Origin of the sequence: Pseudomonas sp. 10S4, from assembly GCF_034344865.1 — a bacterium.
Taxonomy (GTDB): domain Bacteria; phylum Pseudomonadota; class Gammaproteobacteria; order Pseudomonadales; family Pseudomonadaceae; genus Aquipseudomonas.
The window spans coordinates 1,900,031-1,925,177 of the sequence record NZ_CP133774.1; the positions used below are offsets into that span (position 1 = coordinate 1,900,031).

Annotated in this window: 6 protein-coding genes and 1 pseudogene; 3 read left to right on the plus strand and 4 right to left on the minus strand. The window is 60.1% G+C overall.

Annotated elements, in window-relative coordinates; all coding sequences use genetic code 11:
• Nucleotides 1-208: 208 nt before the first annotated feature.
• Nucleotides 209-919 (minus strand): GntR family transcriptional regulator, encoded by a 711-nt coding sequence (locus RHM58_RS08930; RefSeq protein ID WP_201255825.1) that lies wholly within the window; start codon nucleotides 917-919, stop codon nucleotides 209-211.
• A 243-nt stretch (nucleotides 920-1,162) separates the two neighbouring features.
• Between RHM58_RS08930 and lapG the strand changes: the two genes are divergently transcribed.
• From lapG to RHM58_RS08945, 3 genes are all read left to right on the plus strand, one after another.
• Entirely contained in the window at nucleotides 1,163-1,855 is a 693-nt protein-coding gene (gene lapG, locus RHM58_RS08935; protein WP_201192596.1) for a cysteine protease LapG, read from the plus strand.
• Between the two features lie 14 nt (nucleotides 1,856-1,869).
• Nucleotides 1,870-3,816, plus strand: coding sequence for a cyclic di-GMP receptor LapD (lapD, locus tag RHM58_RS08940; RefSeq protein WP_322270115.1), 1,947 nt, complete (start codon nucleotides 1,870-1,872; stop codon nucleotides 3,814-3,816).
• 490 nt (nucleotides 3,817-4,306) lie between these two features.
• Nucleotides 4,307-4,579, plus strand: a complete 273-nt coding sequence (locus tag RHM58_RS08945) for a DUF6124 family protein (RefSeq protein WP_201192591.1) — start codon at nucleotides 4,307-4,309, stop codon at nucleotides 4,577-4,579.
• Nucleotides 4,580-4,627: 48 nt separating this feature from the next.
• On the opposite strand, the gene RHM58_RS08950 is transcribed toward RHM58_RS08945, so the two are convergent.
• The 3 genes and pseudogenes from RHM58_RS08950 to RHM58_RS08955 all read right to left on the minus strand — a co-directional run bounded on the left by RHM58_RS08950 (nucleotide 4,628) and on the right by RHM58_RS08955 (nucleotide 24,943).
• The gene (locus RHM58_RS08950) at nucleotides 4,628-4,966 is read right to left on the minus strand and encodes a tryptophan synthase subunit beta (RefSeq protein WP_109627175.1); all 339 of its coding nucleotides are present in this window, start codon (nucleotides 4,964-4,966) and stop codon (nucleotides 4,628-4,630) included.
• Nucleotides 4,967-5,112: 146 nt separating this feature from the next.
• Nucleotides 5,113-5,835: pseudogene (locus RHM58_RS33950) on the minus strand (calcium-binding protein); the annotation flags it as partial.
• Nucleotides 5,836-6,343: 508 nt separating this feature from the next.
• Nucleotides 6,344-24,943, minus strand: coding sequence for a beta strand repeat-containing protein (locus RHM58_RS08955; protein ID WP_416195301.1), 18,600 nt, complete (start codon nucleotides 24,941-24,943; stop codon nucleotides 6,344-6,346).
• Between the last annotated feature and the right edge of the window lie 204 nt (nucleotides 24,944-25,147).

Below are 25,147 nucleotides of genomic sequence, written 5' to 3' on the forward strand. Positions count from 1 at the left end.
ATTCTTGGGGTGCAATTATCGGGCTCGGGAGGGCATTACACGGCAGGGCCAAGAACGGCAGGAGCGGCATCGCAATACCGGCCCGGGAAGAGCAAAAGGGGATTTGTAAGAAGATTATTCGCCGAGTAGCCCAGGACGGGAGTCAGCCAAATGTTGCAGCTGCGCGGCGAACACATTCAGTGTGCTCGCTCACGTGGGTGGTTGCGGTTTACTTCGAGGTTTTCCTGCTCTGGGCGGCAGTGCTATTGAGGTAGCGCGTGATGACCTCGACGCCTCGGTTGAGGTGATGTTCGAGCAGTTTGACCGAGCGTTCGATGTCCCGCTCTTCGGCGGCTCGCAGCAGCTCCCGGTGATCTTCCTGGGACAATTTGCCCAGGCCCATCGCCTCGAGGTTGAAACGCAGGAAGCGTTCTTCTTCGTTCAACCCGTCTTCGACCAGTCGTAACAGCCGACGATTTGGCGCCTTGCTGTACAGCGCCATGTGGAACAGGCGGTTGAGCCGGCCAATCTCGGTGTAGTTGTGCTCGGTTTCCAGTTCGTCGATGTAGCGGGCTGCCAGTTCGAAATCTGCAGCTTCGAGCAAAGGGATTGAACGACGCAGTGCTTCGGCTTCCAGCAGGATCCGCAATTCATAGGTTTCTGTGGCATCGCCTTGAACCAGCGCTGCGACCACGGCGCCTTTATGAGCGACTACATTGAGCAACGCTTGCGCTTCGAGTTGGCGCAAGGCTTCGCGCACCGGCATGCGGCTGACGCCGAACAAGTCGGCCAAATCTTGCTGACGCAGGGCCGTGCCGCAGGGAATGCGACCGTCGAGGATGGCTGAGCGCAGGGTTTCTTCGATCACCGAGCGTGCCAGGTGAGCGGGAATCGGCCCGTTGACCTTGATGCTGTTCAGAGGATTGGGCTTCTGTGTCACGACAACGCACCCTGATTGACTGAAGTTGGTTTTGGATCCAAATGGACACTAGTGACTGCTGTACAGGTTGTCAAACCGTGTAGAGGATTGTCTCAAGGCTCGGCCTCGTGCGGACGAATTTTTTCATGACGCCCACCATTCAAAGTTTAGCGCGTCGTGAGTGATTGCACCGTGCCATTGTCTTTTGTCGGGCTAACCTTCACCATCAACCGATTCCCTCCTGCCTACCCTGGATGCCTCGCATTGGCGGTACGTTTCGCGATCCCTCGGATGTTGCGCTGGTTGTGCTGCGCGCTGCTGCTGGCCGGCGTCATGCTGGGCGGGTTGCATGCCGATTGGGATTTTTCCCTGATCAGCCGTCGTGCCCAGGCGTTGTATGGGCCTTTGGGCGAGGGGCAGCAACGCATCGATGCCTGGCAGCATTTGTTGGCTACCCAGAAACAGGTCGGCGAGCTGGAACAGCTCAAAGTGGTCAATCTGTTCTTCAACAAGCAAATGCGCTACGAAGAAGACATCGACCTGTGGCATCAGGAAGATTATTGGGCAACCCCCATCGAAGCCTTGTGGAAGGGCGCCGGCGACTGCGAAGACTACGCCATCGCCAAGTACTTCAGCCTGCGCCATCTCGGTGTTTCCAGTGACAAGCTGCGCATCACCTACGTCAAGGCATTGCGCCTGAACCGGGCGCACATGGTGTTGACCTACTATTCGACGCCTGAGGCCATGCCGCTGGTGCTCGACAGTCTGATCAACGAGATCAAGCCGGCCAGCCAGCGAACCGATTTGCTGCCGGTCTACTCTTTCAATGCCGAAGGCTTGTACCTGCCTGGCGCCAAGGGCAACAAGAAAGTCGGTGACACCAAGCGCCTGTCCCGTTGGCAGGATGTGTTGAAGAAAATGCAGGCCGAAGGATTTCCGGTCGAGACGACTAACTAGGAGCACGCGCTTAGATGTCTTTGTTCAAACAGCTGTTGATCGCTATCTGTCTGTTCCTTGTGGTCGCCTTCACCGGCAGCTTCATGGTCAGCCTGGAGAGCTCGCGCACCCAGTACGTCAATCAGTTGCGTTCCCACGCCCAGGACGCGGCCACGGCGCTGGCGCTGTCCCTGACACCGAACATCGACGACCCGGCGATGGTCGAGTTGCTGGTCAGTTCGATCTTCGACAGCGGCTACTACGCGAGCATCCGTGTGGTTGACCTCAAGACTGATAAAACCATCGTCGATCGCAGCGGTATTCCGGCGGTGAACAACGTGCCGGACTGGTTCATCAAATTGATCGGCCTCGAAGCCGCGGGTGGTGATGCGCTGGTCAGCCGTGGCTGGGAGCAGGCGGCGCGAGTCGAGGTGGTCAGCCATCCGATGTTTGCCCTGGCCAAGCTTTGGCAGAGCGCGCTGGGTAGCCTGGGCTGGTTGCTGATCTGTGGCGCGGTGAGTGCGGTGTTGGGTGCGCTGTTGTTGCGCCGGCAATTGAAACCGCTGGACTACATGGTCAAGCAATCCCACGCCATCGCCCGTCGCGAATTCCTCAGCCTGCCGGAGCTGCCGCGCACACCGGAATTGCGCCGGGTGGTGCAAGCGATGAACCAGATGGTCGAGAAGCTCAAGGCGCTGTTCCAGGAACAGGCCGAGCGCAGTGAAAAACTGCGCATCGAGTCCTATCAGGACAACCTCACGGGCCTGGCCAACCGACGCTATTTCGAAATGCAATTGAACGCCCGGGTGAGCAACCCGGAGCAGGCCAGTTCCGGTTATCTGCTGTTGTTGCGGGTCAAGGATCTGGCCGGTTTGAACCAGCGTCTGGGTGGTCAGCGCACCGATGATTTGTTGAAAGCAGTGGGCGAGCAGTTGTCCCGCGAGTGTGCCAAGTACCCGGAAACCCAGAACCTCGTCACCCGGATTCGCGGTGGTGAATTCGCCGTGCTGGCGCCGGGACTGGTGCGTGAAGAAGCGCTGCAACTGGCGCAGAACCTCGACAGCGCATTGGCCAGTTTGCATGCGACCGGTGCGACCGACGTGGCTTCCGTGGCGTCTATCGGGTTGGCGCCATTTGTTCATGGCGACTCGCCGCAAGCGGTGCTCGGGCTGGCGGATCAGGCGCTGGCGCAGGCCGAAGGTCAGGGCGAACAGAGCTGGGCGTGTCTGGATCACAGTGCTTCGGCCAGTGTCGGCGATGACCATCATGCGTGGCACAAACTGCTGGATAGGGCGTTGAATCAGCAGCGGTTTGAGTTGTACTTCCAGCCGGTCGTAGCCAGTCAGGACACCGCGCTGGTGCTGCATTACAAAGTGCTGTCGCGATTGATCGATGATCAGGGCCAGACCATTCCCGCTGGGCGTTTCCTGCCGTGGCTGGAGCGCTTTGGCTGGACGGCACGACTGGATCGGCTGATGTTGGAATTGGTGCTTGGGCAAATGGCCGGGCATGAAGAGTCGCTGGCGCTGAACCTGTCTTCGGCGACGCTGGCGGACCCGCAGGCGCTGAATAAAATTTTTGAAATCCTGCGCCAGCATTCAGATCAGGGTGAGCGGCTGACCCTGGAGATTGGTGAGGAGCAATTGCCGGAGCAAGCGGTGCTGGAACAGTTGACCCGACGCCTGCGCGAGCTTGGGTTCTCCCTGAGCCTGCAGCGCTTTGGTGGACGGTTCAGCATGATCGGTAACCTGGCGCGACTGGGCTTGGCGTATTTGAAGATTGATGGCAGCTACATTCGGGCGATTGATCTGGAAAGTGACAAGCGTTTGTTCATCGAGGCGATTCAGCGAGCAGCGCACAGCATCGATCTGCCGTTGATTGCCGAGCGGGTCGAGACTGAAGGCGAGTTGTCGGTGATTCGCGAGATGGGGTTGTATGGGGTTCAGGGGCAGTTGTTTGGTGAGCCTAAGCCCTGGAAGTAAGGCTTTATAGTTGAGTCGTCAATGAGGCCGTCTTCGCGAGCAAGCCCGCTCCCACATTAGAGCTCAGTCGTTCACACATTATGTGTTCACTGAAGATCAACTGTGGGAGCGGGCTTGCTCGCGAAGGCGTCAGCACAGGCGCCGGAGTATTCGGCTGACGCCACAAGGTCCTAGGAGATTTCCTTCAAGTTGTAGCGGTGTTGGTGAACTTGTTTCGTCCAAAAGCCAAGGCTAGTCTGGCTTTGTCACTGAAAAATCGGTGACACGGACGTGCAAGTCCGGGTAAAAGACGACGCGCAACGCCATGGTTACTTGGCGAGCAAACTGATGCTCGTAGTTTCTGTTATGGCGGCTGTGCGTGGGAGATCTTTCTTTCGGGAACTATCTGCCGGGGTCCGTCTGCCCGGTCTTGCACACTCGCGCACAGCTGCCACCCTATTCGCGTGCAAGCGAACGGTAGTAGCTCCCAATACACAGATGGAGATACAACATGTTCAAGGTAACGCCGAATCCCCCGGAGCCCCGCAAAGGCAAGCTCTTCACCGTCTCCCCCGACGTCGACATTGAAGCCCTGTTGGCCAACGCCTCCGAAGACTCTTTATCCATCAGCGCCATCGCCGCCGACCTCGCAGACGATGTCGATGGCTCACGCCGTTGCGTCGCGTTGGCGCTTAGCCGAATGGCCGATGGGGTTCATTTGTTGGTAGAGCGGGCGCTGGATCACCTTGAATCGCCGCCGATTCAGACTCAGCCCCAGGCTTAGCGCTCACTTAGCATTGTTGGGCTGCGATCTTTTGCTTTTACCGGAGGCTTAGATCAACCCCGTCTCATCATCATCGATCAAATGGCTCAACCCGCCCAGCGCTTCCCGGGCCTGGGTCCGGTCCATCAGTTTGGCTTGTGCGGCGGCCGGCAGGTCGGTGACACGGATCACGCCTTTGCTGGTCAGCACCTGAATCAAGTCGTCGAGTACCCGGATCATTTCCAGGTCGCTCTGCTTAAGCTGTTTGAGGCTGGTTTCCATCACTTCGTTGGCGTACCAGGCCTGAATTTCGTGATGATCAGCCGGCAGTGTTTCCGTGGCCTCGGCGTAGGCCGCGGCTTCCACGCGCACCAATTGACCTTGCGCATCGCGTTGCACGTAAAACATTGAGCATCCCTCAGAAATGGACCGGCGTCATGCTGTCAGCAGCATAGCCAACGCAGGCGAGTATGCGGTGCGGCGACGCAATCGTCACCGGTGAGATGGGCGCAAACGTGACGGCCGCCCCAGAAGGGCGGCCGTTTTACGTTGGATCAGGTGTTGTTGTGGTCGACTTTGATGGTTGGGTCACTGCCGGCAATCAACGAGTGAATGTTGGCGGTGGACCAGTTGTTGCCTTCCAGTTTGATCGTCACGTCCGGGGCCGCCGCCACAGCGTCTGTGGAGTTGAGCTTGCCCGCCGAGCTGACTTGCAGCGACGACACACCATCAACGGTGGTGATCTTCAGGAAGTTGTCGATGGTGCTACCGGTCTCGCCCTGCAGCAAATCACGCAGGTCGATGCGGTCGCCTTCGCCTGCATTGAAGTCCTTGATCACGTCGTTGCCGGTGTCGCCGGCCTTCCAGACGAAGGTGTCGGCACCCGCGCCGCCAATCAGGGTGTCGTTGCCCGGACCGCCGATCAGCGTGTCGTTACCGGTGCCGCCGAGCAGGATGTCATTGCCCTTGCCGCCATCGAGGACGTCGTCGCCACCCTGGCCGAAGAGAATGTCATTGCCTGCGCCGCCGAGCAGCGTGTCGTTGCCGTCATGGGCGCCGGACACGTCGAACGCGGTGTAGTGCTCGGTGATGAACTGGTGCACGTTGCTGGTGGTGACTTTGCTGACGTCCACGCCGGTTTGCTGGGCGACGAACGCCTGCATGGCCTGGTAGCCCTCGCCGGCGATGCCGGTGAAGCTCACCAGGTCGCCGAACAGGATGTCATTGCCGTCACCGCCGCTGACCGTGTCGGAACCTGGCAGCGTCGCTTCGGTGTGACCGATGATCGAGTTGGCCAGGTCTTTCGGGTCGATGTTGGTTTGCGGGTTATTGTCCGAGTCGTATGGTTTCAGGTCGCTGAGGCCCACACCGCTGTTGATGCCGATGGCGTCGACATGCGACAGACCGTTCAGTATCGCGAAGCTGCTGTTGGCGTTGTCGACGGTGGTCTGGCTGGTACTGTTGCCGCTGCCCGCCAGGTTCGACAACTCGTAGGTGCCGTCGCCCTGAGCGTGAACGGTGCCCAGGTTGGAGGTGCTCCAGCCCCATTTCGACGTGTACGTCTGCAACTGCGCCGCACCGTTGCTGCTGATGGTGAAGTAGTGCGTGCTGTCGATGTACGTGCTGAAGGTGTCGCCGGTCTTGTAGTTGCTGGTTTTCACCACATCGTCGAGCTTCACGCTGCCGTACAGCGTCGGGTTGGTCTGCTCGCCGCTCTGGTAGTAGGTCGGCTGGCCGTCAGTGATGAAGTACGTGAGGTTCTTCGCCCCAGTGTTAGCCACGGCATCAGCGCTCTGGAACCAGTTGGCCGTGGTTTTGAACACGTCCTCGTAGTTGGTACCGCCGCCGGACGACATCGAGTCCAGGACTGTCTTGAGGGTAGCCAGCGCATTCGGATCGTTCAGGTTGACCGACACCGACTTGTTGACCTGGGTATCGAAGTCTGCGAGGAAGATGTTCACGGTGCCCGAGTTGCCGCCCATGCTCTGCTTCAGGGTGTTGAACACCGACGTCAGCGAGTCCTTGGCCGCGCTGATCGACGCCGCCCTCATGCTGCCCGACGTCGACCATGAAGGCGATGTTGTAGTTGGTGCCCGGCACCACGGTCAGGCCGCCGATGTCGGCGATCATGATGTCGTTGCCGTCGGTGCCGGTGATGGTGTCACTGGCTGCCGTGGCGGTGATCGCGTTGTACGTCGCCGGGTAAACGGTAACCGGGATCTGCGCCGTGGTGATGGCAGAACCGCCCAGCGCCTCGGTGGAAGTCGAGGTAACGGTCAGGTTGAACTGGCCGTTGAAGTAGGTCGGCGGGGTGACGGTCAGCGTGCCGAGGTTCCAGCCGGTGACGTTGGCTTCGCCGGCGGTCGCAGTGGCGGTGAAGGTGTGACCGGCGCCATCGGTAAGGACCGAGCCTGCCGGGATACCGCTGATTTTCACGCTCAGGCTTTCGGAGCCGTCGGTGTCGGTCAGTGCAGTATTGATCGCGGACAGGTGAACGTTGGTGCCTTCGAAGCCTTCGTTGAGTTTGTAGCCGTCGTAGTAGCCTTCGCCATTGGTGCCGTGCAGGTCGGAAACCGTCACGCCAGCCGCCGCCAGATCCGCCACGCCGGTGTACAGCGGCACGCCGGCACTGCTCAGGTCGATGGCGGTGCCGCCATTGACCGACAGGTTGACGTCATAGCTGCCCGGGCCGTTCTGGTTGTGGTGGTAGATGTCCAGGGTGTAGTAGCCGCTGGTGGTCGGGGTGAACGAGCCGCTCAACTGACCGCCCGCGCCCCACGTGGTGGCCGCGACGTTTTTGCCGCCGACGGTCACCAACAGGCTGTCATCGCCGGTACCGGTGAAGGTGTAGGTTTTGCCGGCTTCGAGGTAGATCAGGCCGAAGGTTTTCGACGCCGTACCGGCGGCCACGCTGCCGTCGGACTGCACGTTAGTGACGTTGCCGATGGTGTTTGGCGTACCGGCGGCATCGATGACCGATTTGAGCGTGGCGGTCGGTGCGCCGCTGCCATCGGTACCGAGGCCCGACAGGCCGGTCCAGACTTCCTTGACCAGTCCGGTGGATTTGACGCTGTTGTCCGCAACGTTCAGGGACGGTGCATCGGCGACCGGGGTGATGTCGATTTTCACCGTGCCGGTGTTGCCCAGCAGTTGGCCGTCAGTTGGCTGGAACTTGATCTGCGCGTAGTCCGCCTGATTGTTGCCCAGGCCAGTGCCACCGTAGCCGTTAGTGCCGGATTCATTGGCATCCGGGGTGAAGCGCAGCTTGCCAGCGTCGATGTCAGCTTTGGTGACGGTCTGGTTGACGGTGACGTCGGTCCAGGTCGAGCCGTTCAGGTACTGCAACTTGCCGTCGCCCGGCAGGCCGGTGATTTTCACACCCAGGCTCGCGGCCGGACTGTCGACATCGCTGACGCCGAAGGTCGACCAGCCGAGGATCAGCGGGGTGTCTTCGGTGCCGGTGACGTTAACCGGTGCAGCCGTTGGCGCGTCGTTCACGGCCACCACGTTGACGGTGGTGGTCGCGACATTCGAGTAATTGCCGCCATCGGTCACGGTCACGGTGATGATCCGTGGCACGGTGCTTGGGTCGTGGCTGCTGTTAGTGAAGCTGATGTTCTTGATCTGCTGCATGTAATCAGCGAGCGTCGCGTTGCCCGACAGGGTCAGCGTGACAGTGCCATTGGTGCTGTTGGCATTGATGGTGATGCCGTTGACGCTGTTGCCCAGGTTCAGCGCATCGCCGTCCTGACGGTTGGTCAGCACGATGGTGGCGCCGGTCAGCATGGTGCTGTCCGGGTCGGTGATTTTCAGGTCGGTGTCGGCAATCGACACACCCTGGCCAGTGGTGCCTTCGGTGAACGTCACCTTGTAATCGGCACCGGTGGCGCCGCTGGAGTTGTTGGCATCGAGGTCGATGACCGGCGGCGCATCGTTGTCGATGATCGTCGTGCTGACGCTGCCGTTGGTGGCGCTGACTGCCAGGCTCTCGAAGTTGCCGCCCGTAGCCGAGTCGATCTTGACCACGAAATTTTCAGTGTTTTCGGTGATCTTGTCGTCAAGGGTCGCCACGTTGAAGGTGGCGGTGCTGGCACCGGCCGGGATTTTCACGGTGTACACGCCGGTGAAGTCTGAACCGTCGGTGGCAGTGCCGCTGTAGACGATTTTCAGCGTCACGTCGGTTTGCGCCGGGTGCGTCAGGTTGACGGTGTAGCTGGCGGTCTGGCCTTCAGTCACCGAGGTGCTGCCGGTGATGCTGACTTCGGTTTTATCGATGGTATCGGTGACGTTGGTCACGGCAGGCGTGTTGCTGGTGGCCAGGTTCTCGAAGTTACCACCGGTGGCATTGGTGATCGAGGTGCTGACCTTGCCGGCGTCGATGTAAACGTCATCGGCCGGAGCCGCGACGGTCACGGTGCCCGTGGTTTTACCGGCATCGATGGTGATCACCGAGCCGTTCGACAAGGTCACGGTTACCGGGGTGCCAGCCGCGTTGGTCAGGGTGGCGGTGTAGGTGATCTGGCCACCTTCAGCGACGGTGTTGGTTGCGGTCAACGACAGGTTGGTGGTGTCGATGGTGTCAGTGACGTTAGTCGAAACCGGGGTTTTGTCGGCGACCAGGTTTTCGTAGTTGCCGCCGCTTACACCAGTAATCGAGTTGGTCAGTGGCGCATGACCGTTGAGCGCGTCGTTCGGTGCAATCGCGGTGACGGTGCCCGTGGTTTTACCGATATCGATGGTGATGTTTTGGCCGTTGGCCAAGGTCACGGTAACCGGGCTGCCAGTCACTGGTTGGCCGACTGTGGCGGTGTAAGTGACGGTGCCACCTTCAGCCGCGGATGGATCAGCCTTCAGGGTGACGGTCGAGGTGTCGATGGTGTCGGTGACGTTGGTCACGGCCGCAGCCGGATTGGTCGCCAGGTTCTCGAAGTTGCCACCGGTTGCTTTGGTGATCGTTGCCTGCACGGTGCCGGCGTCTTTGTACACGTCATCGGCTGGCGCTGGGACGGTCACGGTGCCCGTGGTTTTACCGGCATCGATGGTAATCACCGAGCCGTTCGACAAGGTCACGGTTACCGGGGTGCCAGCCGCATTGGTCAGGGTTGCGGTGTAGGTGATCTGGCCACCTTCAGCGACGGTGTTGGTTGCGGTCAACGACAGGTTGGTGGTGTCGATGGTGTCGGTCACAGTGGTGCTGACCGGGGTTTTGTCGGCCACCAGGTTTTCGTAGTTGCCGCCGCTGACGTTGCTGATCGAGTTGGTCAGTGGCGCATGACCATTGAGGGCGTCGTTCGGTGCAATCGCGGTGACGGTCCCGCTGGTTTTACCGATGTCGATCGTGATGTTTTGACCATTGGCCAAGGTCACGATGACCGCGCTGCCAGTCACAGGCTGGCCAACCGTCGCGGTGTAAGTGACGGTGCCACCTTCAGCTGCGGATGGATCAGCCTTCAGGGTGACGGTTGAGGTGTCGATGGTGTCAGTGACGTTGGTCACGGCCGCAGCCGGATTGGTCGCCAGGTTCTCGAAGTTACCGCCGGTTGCTTTGGTGATCGTTGCCTGCACGGTGCCGGCATCTTTGTACACGTCATCGGCCGGCGCTGGGACGGTCACGGAACCGGTGGTTTTACCGGCATCGATGGTGATCACCGAGCCGTTCGACAAGGTCACGGTTACCGGGGTGCCAGCCGCATTGGTCAGGGTGGCGGTGTAGGTGATCTGGCCACCTTCAGCGACGGTGTTGGTTGCGGTCAACGACAGGTTGGTGGTGTCGATGGTGTCAGTGACGTTAGTCGAAACCGGCGTCTTGTCGGCCACCAGGTTTTCGTAATTGCCGCCGCTCACGTTGGTGATCGAGTTGGTCAGTGGCGCATGACCGTTGAGGGCATCGTTCGGTGCAACAGCGTTAACGGTGCCGCTGGTTTTACCGATGTCGATTGTGATGGTCTGGCCGTTGGCCAAGGTTACGGTGACTGGCGAGCCAGTCACTGGCTGGCCGACGGTGGCGGTGTAAGTGACGGTGCCACCTTCTGCCGCGGATGGATCAGCCTTCAGAGTAACGGTCGAGGTGTCGATGGTGTCGGTGACGTTGGTCACGGCCGCAGCCGGATTGGTCACCAGGTTCTCGAAGTTACCGCCAGCGGCATCTTTGACAGTGACTTCAACTTTGCCGGCGTCTTTATAGACGTCATCGGCCGGCGCTGGGACGGTCACGGAACCGGTGGTTTTACCGGCATCGATGGTGATCACCGAGCCGTTCGACAAGGTCACGGTTACCGGGGTGCCAGCCGCATTGGTCAGGGTGGCGGTGTAGGTGATCTGGCCACCTTCAGCGACGGTGTTGGTTGCGGTCAACGACAGGTTGGTGGTGTCGATGGTGTCGGTCACAGTGGTGCTGACCGGGGTTTTGTCGGCGACCAGATTTTCGTAATTGCCGCCGCTGACGTTGCTGATCGAGTTGGTCAATGGCGCGTGACCGTTGAGCGCGTCGTTCGGTGCAATCGCGGTGACGGTCCCGCTGGTTTTACCGATGTCGATCGTGATGTTTTGACCATTGGCCAAGGTCACGATGACCGCGCTGCCAGTCACAGGCTGGCCAACCGTCGCGGTGTAAGTGACGGTGCCACCTTCAGCTGCGGATGGATCAGCCTTCAGGGTGACGGTTGAGGTGTCGATGGTGTCAGTGACGTTGGTCACGGCCGCAGCCGGATTGGTCGCCAGGTTCTCGAAGTTACCGCCGGTTGCTTTGGTGATCGTTGCCTGGACGGTGCCGGCATCCTTGTACACGTCATCGGCTGGCGCTGGGACGGTCACGGTGCCGGTGGTTTTACCGGCGTCGATGGTGATCACCGAGCCGTTGCTCAGGGTGACGGTTACCGGGGTGCCGGCAGCATTGGTCAGGGTGGCGATGTAGGTGATCTGGCCACCTTCAGCGACGGTGTTGGTTGCGGTCAACGACAGGTTAGTGGTGTCGATGGTGTCGGTCACAGTGGTGCTGACCGGGGTTTTGTCGGCCACCAGGTTTTCGTAGTTGCCGCCGCTGACGTTGCTGATCGAGTTGGTCAGTGGCGCATGACCATTGAGGGCGTCGTTCGGTGCAATCGCGGTGACGGTCCCGCTGGTTTTACCGATGTCGATCGTGATGTTTTGACCATTGGCCAAGGTCACGATGACCGCGCTGCCAGTCACAGGCTGGCCAACCGTCGCGGTGTAAGTGACGGTGCCACCTTCAGCTGCGGATGGATCAGCCTTCAGGGTGACGGTTGAGGTGTCGATGGTGTCAGTGACGTTGGTCACGGCCGCAGCCGGATTGGTCGCCAGGTTCTCGAAGTTACCGCCGGTTGCTTTGGTGATCGTTGCCTGCACGGTGCCGGCATCTTTGTACACGTCATCGGCTGGCGCTGGGACGGTCACGGTGCCGGTGGTTTTACCGGCGTCGATGGTGATCACCGAGCCGTTCGACAAGGTCACGGTTACCGGGGTGCCAGCCGCATTGGTCAGGGTGGCGATGTAGGTGATCTGGCCACCTTCAGCGACGGTGTTGGTTGCGGTCAACGACAGGTTAGTGGTGTCGATGGTGTCGGTCACAGTGGTGCTGACCGGGGTTTTGTCGGCCACCAGGTTTTCGTAGTTGCCGCCGCTGACGTTGCTGATCGAGTTGGTCAGTGGCGCATGACCATTGAGGGCGTCGTTCGGTGCAATCGCGGTGACGGTCCCGCTGGTTTTACCGATGTCGATCGTGATGTTTTGACCATTGGCCAAGGTCACGATGACCGCGCTGCCAGTCACAGGCTGGCCAACCGTCGCGGTGTAAGTGACGGTGCCACCTTCAGCTGCGGATGGATCAGCCTTCAGGGTGACGGTTGAGGTGTCGATGGTGTCAGTGACGTTGGTCACGGCCGCAGCCGGATTGGTCGCCAGGTTCTCGAAGTTACCGCCGGTTGCTTTGGTGATCGTTGCCTGCACGGTGCCGGCATCTTTGTACACGTCATCGGCTGGCGCTGGGACGGTCACGGTGCCGGTGGTTTTACCGGCGTCGATGGTGATCACCGAGCCGTTCGACAAGGTCACGGTTACCGGGGTGCCAGCCGCATTGGTCAGGGTGGCGGTGTAGGTGATCTGGCCACCTTCAGCGACGGTGTTGGTTGCGGTCAACGACAGGTTGGTGGTGTCGATGGTGTCGGTCACAGTGGTGCTGACCGGGGTTTTGTCGGCGACCAGATTTTCGTAATTGCCGCCGCTGACGTTGCTGATCGAGTTGGTCAATGGCGCGTGACCGTTGAGCGCGTCGTTCGGTGCAATCGCGGTGACGGTCCCGCTGGTTTTACCGATGTCGATCGTGATGTTTTGACCATTGGCCAAGGTCACGATGACCGCGCTGCCAGTCACAGGCTGGCCAACCGTCGCGGTGTAAGTGACGGTGCCACCTTCTGCCGCGGATGGATCAGCCTTCAGAGTAACGGTCGAGGTGTCGATGGTGTCGGTGACGTTGGTCACGGCCGCAGCCGGATTGGTCACCAGGTTCTCGAAGTTACCGCCAGCGGCATCTTTGACAGTGACTTCAACTTTGCCGGCGTCTTTATAGACGTCATCGGCCGGCGCTGGGACGGTCACGGAACCGGTGGTTTTACCGGCATCGATGGTGATCACCGAGCCGTTCGACAAGGTCACGGTTACCGGGGTGCCAGCCGCATTGGTCAGGGTGGCGGTGTAGGTGATCTGGCCACCTTCAGCGACGGTGTTGGTTGCGGTCAACGACAGGTTGGTGGTGTCGATGGTGTCGGTCACAGTGGTGCTGACCGGGGTTTTGTCGGCGACCAGATTTTCGTAATTGCCGCCGCTGACGTTGCTGATCGAGTTGGTCAATGGCGCATGACCGTTGAGCGCGTCGTTCGGTGCAATCGCGGTGACGGTGCCAGTGGTTTTGCCGATGTCGATGGTGATGGTCTGGCCGTTGGCCAAGGTCACGATGACCGCGCTGCCAGTCACTGGTTGGCCGACGGTGGCGGTGTAGGTGACGGTGCCACCTTCAGCCGCGGATGGATCAGCCTTCAGGGTGACGGTCGAGGTGTCGATGGTGTCAGTGACGTTGGTCACGGCCGCAGCCGGATTGGTCGCCAGGTTCTCGAAGTTACCGCCGGTTGCTTTGGTGATCGTTGCCTGGACGGTGCCGGCATCTTTGTACACGTCATCGGCTGGCGCTGGGACGGTCACGGTGCCGGTGGTTTTACCGGCGTCGATGGTGATCACCGAGCCGTTGCTCAGGGTGACGGTTACCGGGGTGCCGGCCGCGTTGGTCAGAGTGGCGGTGTAGGTGATCTGACCACCTTCGGCCACCGAGTTGGTTGCGGTCAACGACAGGTTAGTGGTGTCGATGGTGTCGGTCACAGTGGTGCTGACCGGGGTTTTGTCGGCCACCAGGTTTTCGTAGTTGCCGCCGCTGACGTTGCTGATCGAGTTGGTCAATGGCGCGTGACCGTTGAGCGCGTCGTTCGGTGCAATCGCGGTGACGGTCCCGCTGGTTTTGCCGATGTCGATGGTGATGTTTTGGCCGTTGGCCAAGGTCACGATGACCGCGCTGCCAGTCACTGGTTGGCCGACGGTGGCGGTGTAGGTGACGGTGCCACCTTCAGCCGCGGATGGATCAGCCTTCAGGGTGACGGTCGAGGTGTCGATGGTGTCGGTGACGTTGGTCACGGCCGCAGCCGGATTGGTCGCCAGGTTCTCGAAGTTGCCACCGGTTGCTTTGGTGATCGTTGCCTGCACGGTGCCGGCGTCTTTGTACACGTCATCGGCTGGCGCTGGGACGGTCACGGTGCCCGTGGTTTTGCCGGCATCGATGGTGATCACCGAGCCGTTCGACAAGGTCACGGTTACCGGGGTGCCAGCCGCATTGGTCAGGGTGGCGATGTAGGTGATCTGGCCACCTTCAGCGACGGTGTTGGTTGCGGTCAACGACAGGTTAGTGGTGTCGATGGTGTCGGTCACAGTGGTGCTGACCGGGGTTTTGTCGGCCACCAGGTTTTCGTAGTTGCCGCCGCTGACGTTGCTGATCGAGTTGGTCAGTGGCGCATGACCATTGAGGGCGTCGTTCGGTGCAATCGCGGTGACGGTCCCGCTGGTTTTACCGATGTCGATCGTGATGTTTTGACCATTGGCCAAGGTCACGATGACCGCGCTGCCAGTCACAGGCTGGCCAACCGTCGCGGTGTAAGTGACGGTGCCACCTTCAGCTGCGGATGGATCAGCCTTCAGGGTGACGGTTGAGGTGTCGATGGTGTCAGTGACGTTGGTCACGGCCGCAGCCGGATTGGTCGCCAGGTTCTCGAAGTTACCGCCGGTTGCTTTGGTGATCGTTGCCTGCACGGTGCCGGCATCTTTGTACACGTCATCGGCTGGCGCTGGGACGGTCACGGTGCCCGTGGTTTTACCGGCATCGATGGTGATCACCGAGCCGTTCGACAAGGTCACGGTTACCGGGGTGCCAGCCGCATTGGTCAGGGTGGCGGTGTAAATGATCGAACCGCCTTCAGCTACGGTATCAGTCGCGCTCAGGCTGAGGGTTGTGGTGTCTACGGTGTCAGTGACCGTGGTCGAAACCGGTGTCTTGTCAGCGACCAGGTTTTCGTAGTTACCGCCGCTTACACCCGTAATCGAGTTAGTCAACGGCGCATGACCATTCAACGCGTCGTTAGGCGCGATGGCGGTCACGGTGCCGGTGGTTTTGCCGATGTCGATCGTGATGGTCTGGCCGTTGGCCAAGGTCACGATGACCGCGCTGCCAGTCACTGGCTGGCCAACCGTCGCGGTGTAAGTGACGGTGCCACCTTCAGCCGCGGATGGATCAGCCTTCAAGGTAACGGTCGAGGTGTCGATGGTGTCGGTGACGTTGGTCACGGCCGCAGCCGTGCTCGGTACGAGGCTTTCGAAATTGCCGCCGGTCGCGGTGGTAATTGTGGCGCTGACCTTGCCGGCGTCGAGGTAGACGTCGTCTTTTGGTGCATCGACCGTTACGGTTCCCGTGGTTTTACCGGCGTCGATGGTGATCACCGAGCCGTTCGACAAGGTCACGGTTACCGGGGTGCCAGCGGCGTTGGTCAAGGTAGCGGTGTAAACAATCGAACCGCCTTCAGCTACGGTATCAGTCGCGCTCAGGCTCAGCGTGGTGGTATCAACCGTGTCGGTCACAGTGGTGCTGACCGGGGTTTTGTCGGCCACCAGGTTTTCGTAGTTACCGCCGCTAACGTCGGTGATCGAGTTAGTCAGTGGCGCATGACCGTTCAACGCGTCGTTCGGTGCAACGGCTGTGACGGTCCCGCTGGTTTTGCCGATGTCGATGGTGATGTTTTGGCCGTTGGCCAAGGTCACGATGACCGCGCTGCCAGTCACTGGTTGGCCGACGGTGGCGGTGTAAGTGACGGTGCCACCTTCAGCCGCCGATGGATCAGCCTTCAAGGTAACGGTCGAGGTGTCGATGGTGTCAGTGACGTTGGTCACGGCCGCAGCCGGATTGGTCACCAGGTTCTCGAAGTTACCGCCAGCCGCGTCTTTGACAGTGACTTCAACTTTGCCAGCATCTTTGTAAACGTCATCGGCCGGAGCTGCGACGGTGACGGAACCGGTAGTTTTGCCAGCGTCGATGGTGATCACCGAGCCATTGCTCAAGGTGACGGTCACGGGTGTGCCGGCCGCGTTGGACAGGGTGGCGGTGTAGGTGATCTGGCCACCTTCAGCGACCGAGTCTGTCGCGCCAAGGCTCAGCGTGGTGGTATCAACGGTGTCAGTGACCGTAGTCGAAACCGGCGTTTTGTCGGCGACCAGGTTTTCGTAGTTGCCGCCGCTTACACCAGTAATCGAGTTGGTCAGTGGCGCGTGACCGTTGAGCGCGTCGTTCGGTGCAATCGCGGTGACGGTCCCGCTGGTTTTGCCGATGTCGATGGTGATGTTTTGGCCGTTGGCCAAGGTCACGATGACCGCGCTGCCAGTCACTGGTTGGCCGACGGTGGCGGTGTAAGTGACGGTGCCACCTTCAGCTGCGGATGGATCAGCCTTCAGCGTAACGGTCGAGGTGTCGATGGTATCGGTGACGTTGGTCACGGCCGCAGCCGGATTGGTCACCAGGTTCTCAAAGTTACCGCCAGCGGCATCTTTAACGGTGACTTCAACTTTGCCGGCGTCTTTATAAACGTCATCGGCCGGAGCTGCGACGGTCACGGAACCGGTGGTTTTACCGGCGTCGATGGTGATCACCGAGCCGTTGCTCAGCGTGACGGTCACGGGTGTGCCGGCAGCATTGGTCAGCGTCGCGGTGTAAACAATCGAACCGCCTTCAGCTACGGTATCAGTCGCGCTCAGGCTGAGGGTTGTGGTGTCTACGGTGTCAGTGACGTTAGTCGAAACCGGGGTTTTGTCGGCGACCAGGTTTTCGTAGTTGCCGCCGCTTACACCAGTAATCGAGTTGGTCAGTGGCGCATGACCGTTGAGCGCGTCGTTCGGTGCAATCGCGGTGACGGTGCCCGTGGTTTTACCGATATCGATAGTGATGGTCTGGCCGTTGGCCAACGATACGGTGACCGGCGAGCCGGTCACTGGCTGGCCAACCGTCGCGGTGTAAGTGACGGTGCCACCTTCAGCCGCGGATGGATCAGCCTTCAGAGTAACGGTCGAGGTGTCGATGGTATCGGTGACGTTGGTCACGGCCGCAGCTGGATTGGTCACCAGATTCTCAAAGTTGCCGCCAGCGGCATCTTTAACGGTGACTTCAACTTTGCCGGCGTCTTTATAAACGTCATCGGCCGGGGCTGCGACGGTGACGGTGCCCGTGGTTTTGCCCGCATCAATGGTGATAACAGCGCCGTTGCTCAGTGTGACGGTCACGGGTGTGCCGGCAGCGTTGGTCAGAGTGGCGGTGTAAACGATCTGGCCACCTTCAGCGACCGAGTCTGTCGCGCCAAGGCTCAGCGTGGTGGTATCAACCGTGTCGGTTACGGTGGTGCTGACCGGGGTTTTATCGGCCACCAGGTTTTCGTAGTTGCCGCCACTCACACCAGTGATCGAGTTGGTCAGTGGCGCATGACCATTGAGGGCATCGTTCGGCGCAACGGCAGTGACGGTGCCGCTGGTTTTGCCGATGTCGATCGTGATGCTTTGGCCGTTGGCCAAGGTTACGGTGACTGGCGAACCTGTCACAGGCTGGCCAACCGTCGCGGTGTAAGTGACGGTGCCACCTTCAGCCGCCGATGGATCAGCCTTCAAGGTGACGGTCGAGGTGTCGATGGTGTCGGTGACGTTGGTCACGGCCGCAGCCGGATTGGTCACCAGATTCTCAAAGTTACCGCCAGCGGCATCTTTGACAGTGACTTCAACTTTGCCGGCGTCTTTATACACGTCATCGGCCGGGGCTGCGACGGTGACGGTGCCCGTGGTTTTGCCCGCATCAATGGTGATAACAGCGCCGTTGCTCAGTGTGACGGTCACGGGTGTGCCGGCAGCGTTGGTCAGAGTGGCGGTGTAAACGATCTGGCCACCTTCAGCGACCGAGTCTGTCGCGCCAAGGCTCAGCGTGGTGGTATCAACCGTGTCGGTCACGGTGGTGCTGACCGGGGTTTTATCGGCCACCAGGTTTTCGTAGTTGCCGCCACTCACACCAGTGATCGAGTTGGTCAGTGGCGCATGACCATTGAGGGCATCGTTCGGCGCAACGGCAGTGACGGTGCCGCTGGTTTTGCCGATGTCGATGGTGATGGTCTGGCCGTTGGCCAAGGTTACGGTAACCGGGCTGCCAGTCACTGGTTGGCCGACCGTCGCGGTGTAAGTGACAGTGCCACCTTCAGCCGCCGATGGATCAGCCTTCAAGGTAACGGTCGAGGTGTCGATGGTGTCGGTGACGTTGGTCACGGCCGCAGCCGGATTGGTCACCAGGTTCTCAAAGTTACCGCCAGCGGCATCTTTGACAGTGACTTCAACTTTGCCGGCGTCTTTATACACGTCATCGGCCGGGGCTGCGACGGTGACGGTGCCGGTGGTTTTACCCGCATCGATGGTGATCACCGAGCCGTTCGACAAGGTCACGGTTACCGGGGTGCCGGCCGCGTTAGTCAGTGTCGCGGTGTAAACAATCGAACCGCCTTCAGCCACGGTATCAGTCGCGGTCAGGCTGAGGGTCGTGGTGTCTACGGTGTCAGTGACGTTAGTCGAAACCGGGGTTTTGTCGGCCACCAGGTTTTCGTAGTTACCGCCGCTGACGTTGCTGATCGAGTTGGTCAGTGGCGCATGACCGTTGAGCGCGTCGTTTGGCGCGATGGCGGTCACGGTGCCGCTGGTTTTGCCGATGTCGATCGTGATGGTCTGGCCGTTGGCCAAGGTTACGGTGACCGGCGAGCCAGTCACTGGCTGGCCCACAGTCGCGGTGTAAGTGACGGTGCCACCTTCAGCCGCCGATGGATCAGCCTTCAAGGTAACGGTCGAGGTGTCGATGGTGTCGGTGACGTTGGTCACGGCCGCAGCCGGATTGGTCACCAGATTCTCAAAGTTACCGCCAGCGGCATCTTTGACAGTGACTTCAACTTTGCCGGCGTCTTTATACACGTCATCGGCCGGGGCTGCGACGGTGACGGTGCCGGTGGTTTTACCCGCATCGATGGTGATCACCGAGCCGTTCGACAAGGTCACGGTTACCGGGGTGCCAGCGGCATTGGTCAAGGTAGCGGTGTAAACAATCGAACCGCCTTCAGCTACGGTATCAGTCGCGCTCAGGCTGAGGGTCGTGGTGTCTACGGTATCAGTGACGTTAGTCGAAACCGGGGTTTTGTCGGCCACCAGGTTTTCGTAGTTACCGCCGCTAACGTCGGTGATCGAGTTAGTCAGTGGCGCATGACCGTTGAGCGCGTCGTTAGGCGCGATGGCGGTCACGGTGCCGGTGGTTTTGCCGATGTCGATCGTGATGGTCTGGCCGTTGGCCAAGGTTACGGTGACCGGCGAACCTGTCACAGGCTGGCCAACCGTCGCGGTGTAAGTGACGGTGCCACCTTCAGCCGCGGATGGATCAGCCTTCAGCGTAACGGTCGAGGTGTCGATGGTATCGGTGACGTTGGTCACGGCCGCAGCCGGATTGGTCACCAGATTCTCAAAGTTACCGCCAGCGGCATCTTTAACAGTGACTTCAACTTTGCCAGCATCCTTGTAAACGTCATCGGCCGGGGCTGCGACGGTGACGGTTCCCGTGGTTTTGCCCGCATCAATGGTGATAACAGCGCCGTTGCTCAGTGTGACGGTCACGGGTGTGCCGGCAGCGTTGGTCAGAGTGGCGGTGTAAACGATCTGGCCACCTTCAGCGACCGAGTCTGTCGCGCCAAGGCTCAGCGTGGTGGTATCAACCGTGTCGGTCACGGTGGTGCTGACCGGGGTTTTATCGGCCACCAGGTTTTCGTAGTTGCCGCCACTCACACCAGTGATCGAGTTGGTCAGTGGCGCATGACCATTGAGGGCATCGTTCGGCGCAACGGCAGTGACGGTGCCGCTGGTTTTGCCGATGTCGATGGTGATGGTCTGGCCGTTGGCCAAGGTTACGGTAACCGGGCTGCCAGTCACTGGTTGGCCGACCGTCGCGGTGTAAGTGACAGTGCCACCTTCAGCCGCCGATGGATCAGCCTTCAAGGTAACGGTCGAGGTGTCGATGGTGTCAGTGACGTTGGTCACGGCCGCAGCCGGATTGGTCACCAGGTTCTCGAAGTCACCGCCAGCGGCATCTTTGACAGTGACTTCAACTTTGCCGGCGTCTTTATAAACGTCATCGGCCGGGGCTGCGACGGTGACGGTGCCGGTGGTTTTACCGGCGTCGATGGTGATCACCGAGCCGTTCGACAAGGTCACGGTTACCGGGGTGCCAGCGGCGTTGGTCAAGGTAGCGGTGTAAACAATCGAACCGCCTTCAGCTACGGTATCAGTCGCGCTCAGGCTGAGGGTTGTGGTGTCTACGGTGTCAGTGACGTTAGTCGAAACCGGGGTTTTGTCGGCCACCAGGTTTTCGTAGTTACCGCCGCTGACGTTGCTGATCGAGTTGGTCAGTGGCACATGACCGTTCAACGCGTCGTTTGGCGCGATGGCGGTGACGGTGCCGCTGGTTTTGCCGATGTCGATGGTGATGGTCTGGCCGTTGGCCAAGGTTACGGTGACTGGCGAACCTGTCACAGGCTGGCCGACCGACGCGGTGTAAGTGACGGTGCCACCTTCAGCTGCGGATGGATCAGCCTTCAAGGTAACGGTCGAGGTGTCGATGGTATCGGTGACGTTGGTCACGGCCGCAGCCGGATTGGTCACCAGATTTTCAAAGTTACCGCCAGCGGCATCTTTAACAGTGACTTCAACCTTACCAGCGTCTTTATAAACGTCATCGGCCGGGGCTGCGACGGTCACGGTGCCGGTGGTTTTACCCGCATCGATGGTGATCACCGAGCCGTTCGACAAGGTCACGGTTACCGGGGTGCCAGCGGCATTGGTCAAGGTAGCGGTGTAAACAATCGAACCGCCTTCAGCTACGGTATCAGTCGCGCTCAGGCTGAGGGTCGTGGTGTCTACGGTATCAGTGACGTTAGTCGAAACCGGGGTTTTGTCGGCCACCAGGTTTTCGTAGTTACCGCCGCTAACGTCGGTGATCGAGTTAGTCAGTGGCGCATGACCGTTGAGCGCGTCGTTAGGCGCGATGGCGGTCACGGTGCCGGTGGTTTTGCCGATGTCGATCGTGATGGTCTGGCCGTTGGCCAAGGTTACGGTGACCGGCGAGCCAGTCACTGGCTGGCCCACAGTCGCGGTGTAAGTGACGGTGCCACCTTCAGCCGCGGATGGATCAGCCTTCAGGGTGACGGTCGAGGTGTCGATGGTGTCGGTGACGTTGGTCACGGCCGCAGCTGGATTGGTCACCAGATTCTCAAAGTTGCCGCCAGCGGCATCTTTAACGGTGACTTCAACTTTGCCGGCGTCTTTATAAACGTCATCGGCCGGAGCTGCGACGGTGACGGTGCCGGTGGTTTTACCCGCATCGATGGTGATCACCGAGCCGTTCGACAAGGTCACGGTTACCGGGGTGCCAGCGGCATTGGTCAAGGTAGCGGTGTAAACAATCGAACCGCCTTCAGCTACGGTATCAGTCGCGCTCAGGCTGAGGGTTGTGGTGTCTACGGTGTCAGTGACGTTAGTCGAAACCGGGGTTTTGTCGGCCACCAGGTTTTCGTAGTTACCGCCGCTAACGTCGGTGATCGAGTTAGTCAGTGGCGCATGACCATTCAACGCGTCGTTTGGCGCGATGGCGGTCACGGTGCCGCTGGTTTTGCCGATGTCGATCGTGATGGTCTGGCCGTTGGCCAAGGTTACGGTGACCGGCGAGCCAGTCACAGGCTGGCCCACAGTCGCGGTGTAAGTGACGGTGCCACCTTCAGCCGCGGATGGATCAGCCTTCAGCGTAACGGTCGAGGTGTCGATGGTATCAGTGACGTTGGTCACGGCCGCAGCTGGATTGGTCACCAGATTCTCAAAGTTGCCGCCAGCGGCATCTTTAACGGTGACTTCAACTTTGCCGGCGTCTTTATAGACGTCATCGGCCGGAGCTGCGACGGTGACGGTGCCGGTGGTTTTACCCGCATCGATGGTGATCACCGAGCCGTTCGACAAGGTCACGGTTACCGGGGTGCCAGCGGCATTGGTCAGGGTGGCGGTGTAAACAATCGAACCACCTTCAGCCACGGTATCAGTCGCGCTCAGGCTCAGGCCCGTGGTGTCTTTCGAGTCGGTGATGGTAGTCAGCGCCGGCTCGGTGCTCGGGGTCAGTTGCTCGAAATTACCGCCGGCAGTGCCAGTGATCGTAGTGCTGACGGTGCTGCCATTGTTGTAGACGTCGTTCGGCGGGGTATCGACGGTGACGCTGCCGGTGGTTTTGCCCGCTTCGATGGTAATGACCGAGCCATTGCTCAAGGTCACGGTCATCGGCGTGCCGGCCGGGTTGGTCAGGGTTGCGGTGTAAACAATCTGGCCGCCTTCGACAACAGTGCCGGTCGCGGTGAGGCTCAGGCCGGTGTTGTCGATCGAGTCGGTGATGGTCGTCACGGCCGGAGCCGGGTTCGGGGTCAACTGTTCGAAGTTGCCGCCAGTAGTGCCGGTAATCGTGGTGTTGACGGTACTGCCGTTCTGATAGACGTCATTGGCCGGGGTGTCGACGTGCACTGAGCCAGTGGTTTTACCGGCTTCAATAGTGATGGTCGAACCGTTGGACAGCGTGACAGTAACTGGCGTTTGCGCCGCGTTGGTCAAGGTGGCGGTATAGGTGATCTGGCCGCCTTCGGTGACAGTCGAATCCGCTGTCAGCGTAACAGTGGTGGTGTCGATCGAATCCGTGATGGTCGTGACCGCTGGTGCTGGATTCGGTACCAGGTTCTCGAAATTGCCGCCGGTGGTCCCGGTAATTGTGGTGCTGACAGTGCTGCCGTTCTGATAGACGTCATTGGCCGGAGTATCGACGTGCACCGAGCCAGTGGTTTTACCGGCTTCAATGGTGATGGTCGAACCGTTGGACAGCGTCACGGTCACTGGCGTTTGCGCCGCGTTGGTCAAGGTAGCGGTGTAAGTGATCTGGCCGCCCTCGGTGACAGAGCCGCTGGCTGTCAGTGTCAGGCCGGTGTTGTCCACCGAATCAGTGATGGTCGTCACGGCTGGAGCCGGGTTCGGGGTCAGCTGTTCGAAGTTGCCGCCCGTTGCGCCGGTGATTGTGGTGCTAACGGTGCTGCCGTTCTGATAGACATCATTGGCCGGGGTATCGACGTGCACCGAGCCGGTGGTTTTACCGGCTTCAATGGTAATGGTCGAGCCGTTGGACAGGGTCACGGTCACTGGCGTCTGAGCCGGGTTGGTCAGGGTCGCGGTGTAGGTGATCTGGCCGCCTTCGGTAACACTGCCAGTCGCCGTCAGGGTAAGCCCGGTGTTGTCGACAGAGTCGGTAATGGTCGTGACCGCCGGGGCCGGGTTCGGCGCCAGGTTCTCGAAATTGCCGCCCGTAGTGCCGGTGATCGTGGTGCTGACGGTGCTGCCGTTGTTGTAGACGTCATTGGCTGGCGTCGGAACGTTCACAGTGCCAGTGGTTTTGCCGGCGTCGATGGTGATGGTCGAGCCGTTGGACAGCGTCACCGTGACTGGCGTCTGAGCCGGATTGGTCAGGGTCGCGGTGTAAGTGATCTGGCCGCCTTCAGTGACCGTCGAGCCCGCTGTCAGCGTGACGGTAGTGGTGTCGATCGAATCGGTAATGGTTGTGACCGCTGGCGTCGGATTTGGGGCCAGGTTCTCAAAATTGCCGCCTGTTGCGCCGGTGATCGTGGTGCTGACGGTGCTGCCGTTGTTGTAGACGTCATTGGCTGGCGTCGGAACGTTCACAGTGCCAGTGGTTTTGCCGGCGTCGATGGTGATGGTCGAACCGTTGGACAGGGTCACGGTAACCGGGGTCTGAGCCGGATTGGTCAGTGTTGCGGTGTAGGTGATTTGCCCGCCTTCAGTGACGGTGCCGCCCGCCGTCAAGGTGACGGTAGTGGTGTCGATAGTGTCGGTGACCTGAGTCACGGCCGGCACGGTCGGCGGGGTGACGAGGATGCCGGCACCACCGGTGGTGCCAGTGACCGTAACGTTGATCTGAGTCGCGTCGTTATAGACGGTGTCGTGTGGTGCCAGTGTCACGTTGACGGTGCCGGTGGTCTGGCCGGCCTGAATCACGATCACCGAGCCGTTGGACAGGGAGATGGTCAGGTCGCTGGTCGGTGCCTGGGTCAGGGTTGCGGTGTAAACCAGTACGCCGCCGGCTTCGGTGATAGTCGGCGTGGCGCTGAGGCTCAGGGTCGAGGCGTTAACGACGGTGGCGTTGTTGGTGGTCTGGGCACCGACGATGTTTTGTGTGGCCAGCGCGGCAGAGCCGATGCCCGCGGTCGGGAAACCAATGGTCGGGTCTACCCGGCCAGCGGTTGCATCCAATACCACGAAACTGTGACCGCCACCGGCCGCACCACCCGTGCCCGCTGCTGCCGGACCGGCTGCGGCCGCTTCAAATGCAGTCGTCGGGTCGGCGCCGGCAGCGATGGCTTGCTGCAGTTCTTCAACCGATGGCGCGGCTTGTGCAGTGGCTTCTGCCAAGTTGGTGGTGGAGTCCGGATCGGTGCCACTCCACTGAGTGTCGCGGCCCAGGTCCAGGGTGCGGCCATCGGCCAATTCGAGCGTGACGGCGCCAGCGGCACCGGTGTCTACCTGATCGCCGACAAACAGCCGGTCGCCTTCAATGAGTACGCGGCGGACGCCCTCTGGGGACACCGCGAAAACCTGACCAACAATGCTTTTGACGATGGCAACAACACTGCTCATTGAAGACTCTCCGGGTGTCACGTTCAGTTGACTTCCATGGACCTGATGGCGAACTTGCCAAAGCAGTCTGGACGTACTTTTTGAAAATTAACGCACAAGATTGACGCTACGATCCGTCAATAATTTGGCTATATTCTTTCGTTATTAACTTTATGCCAAACTATTGACCTTATGGGTGCCATCCTAAACAATCGCCCCAGTAAT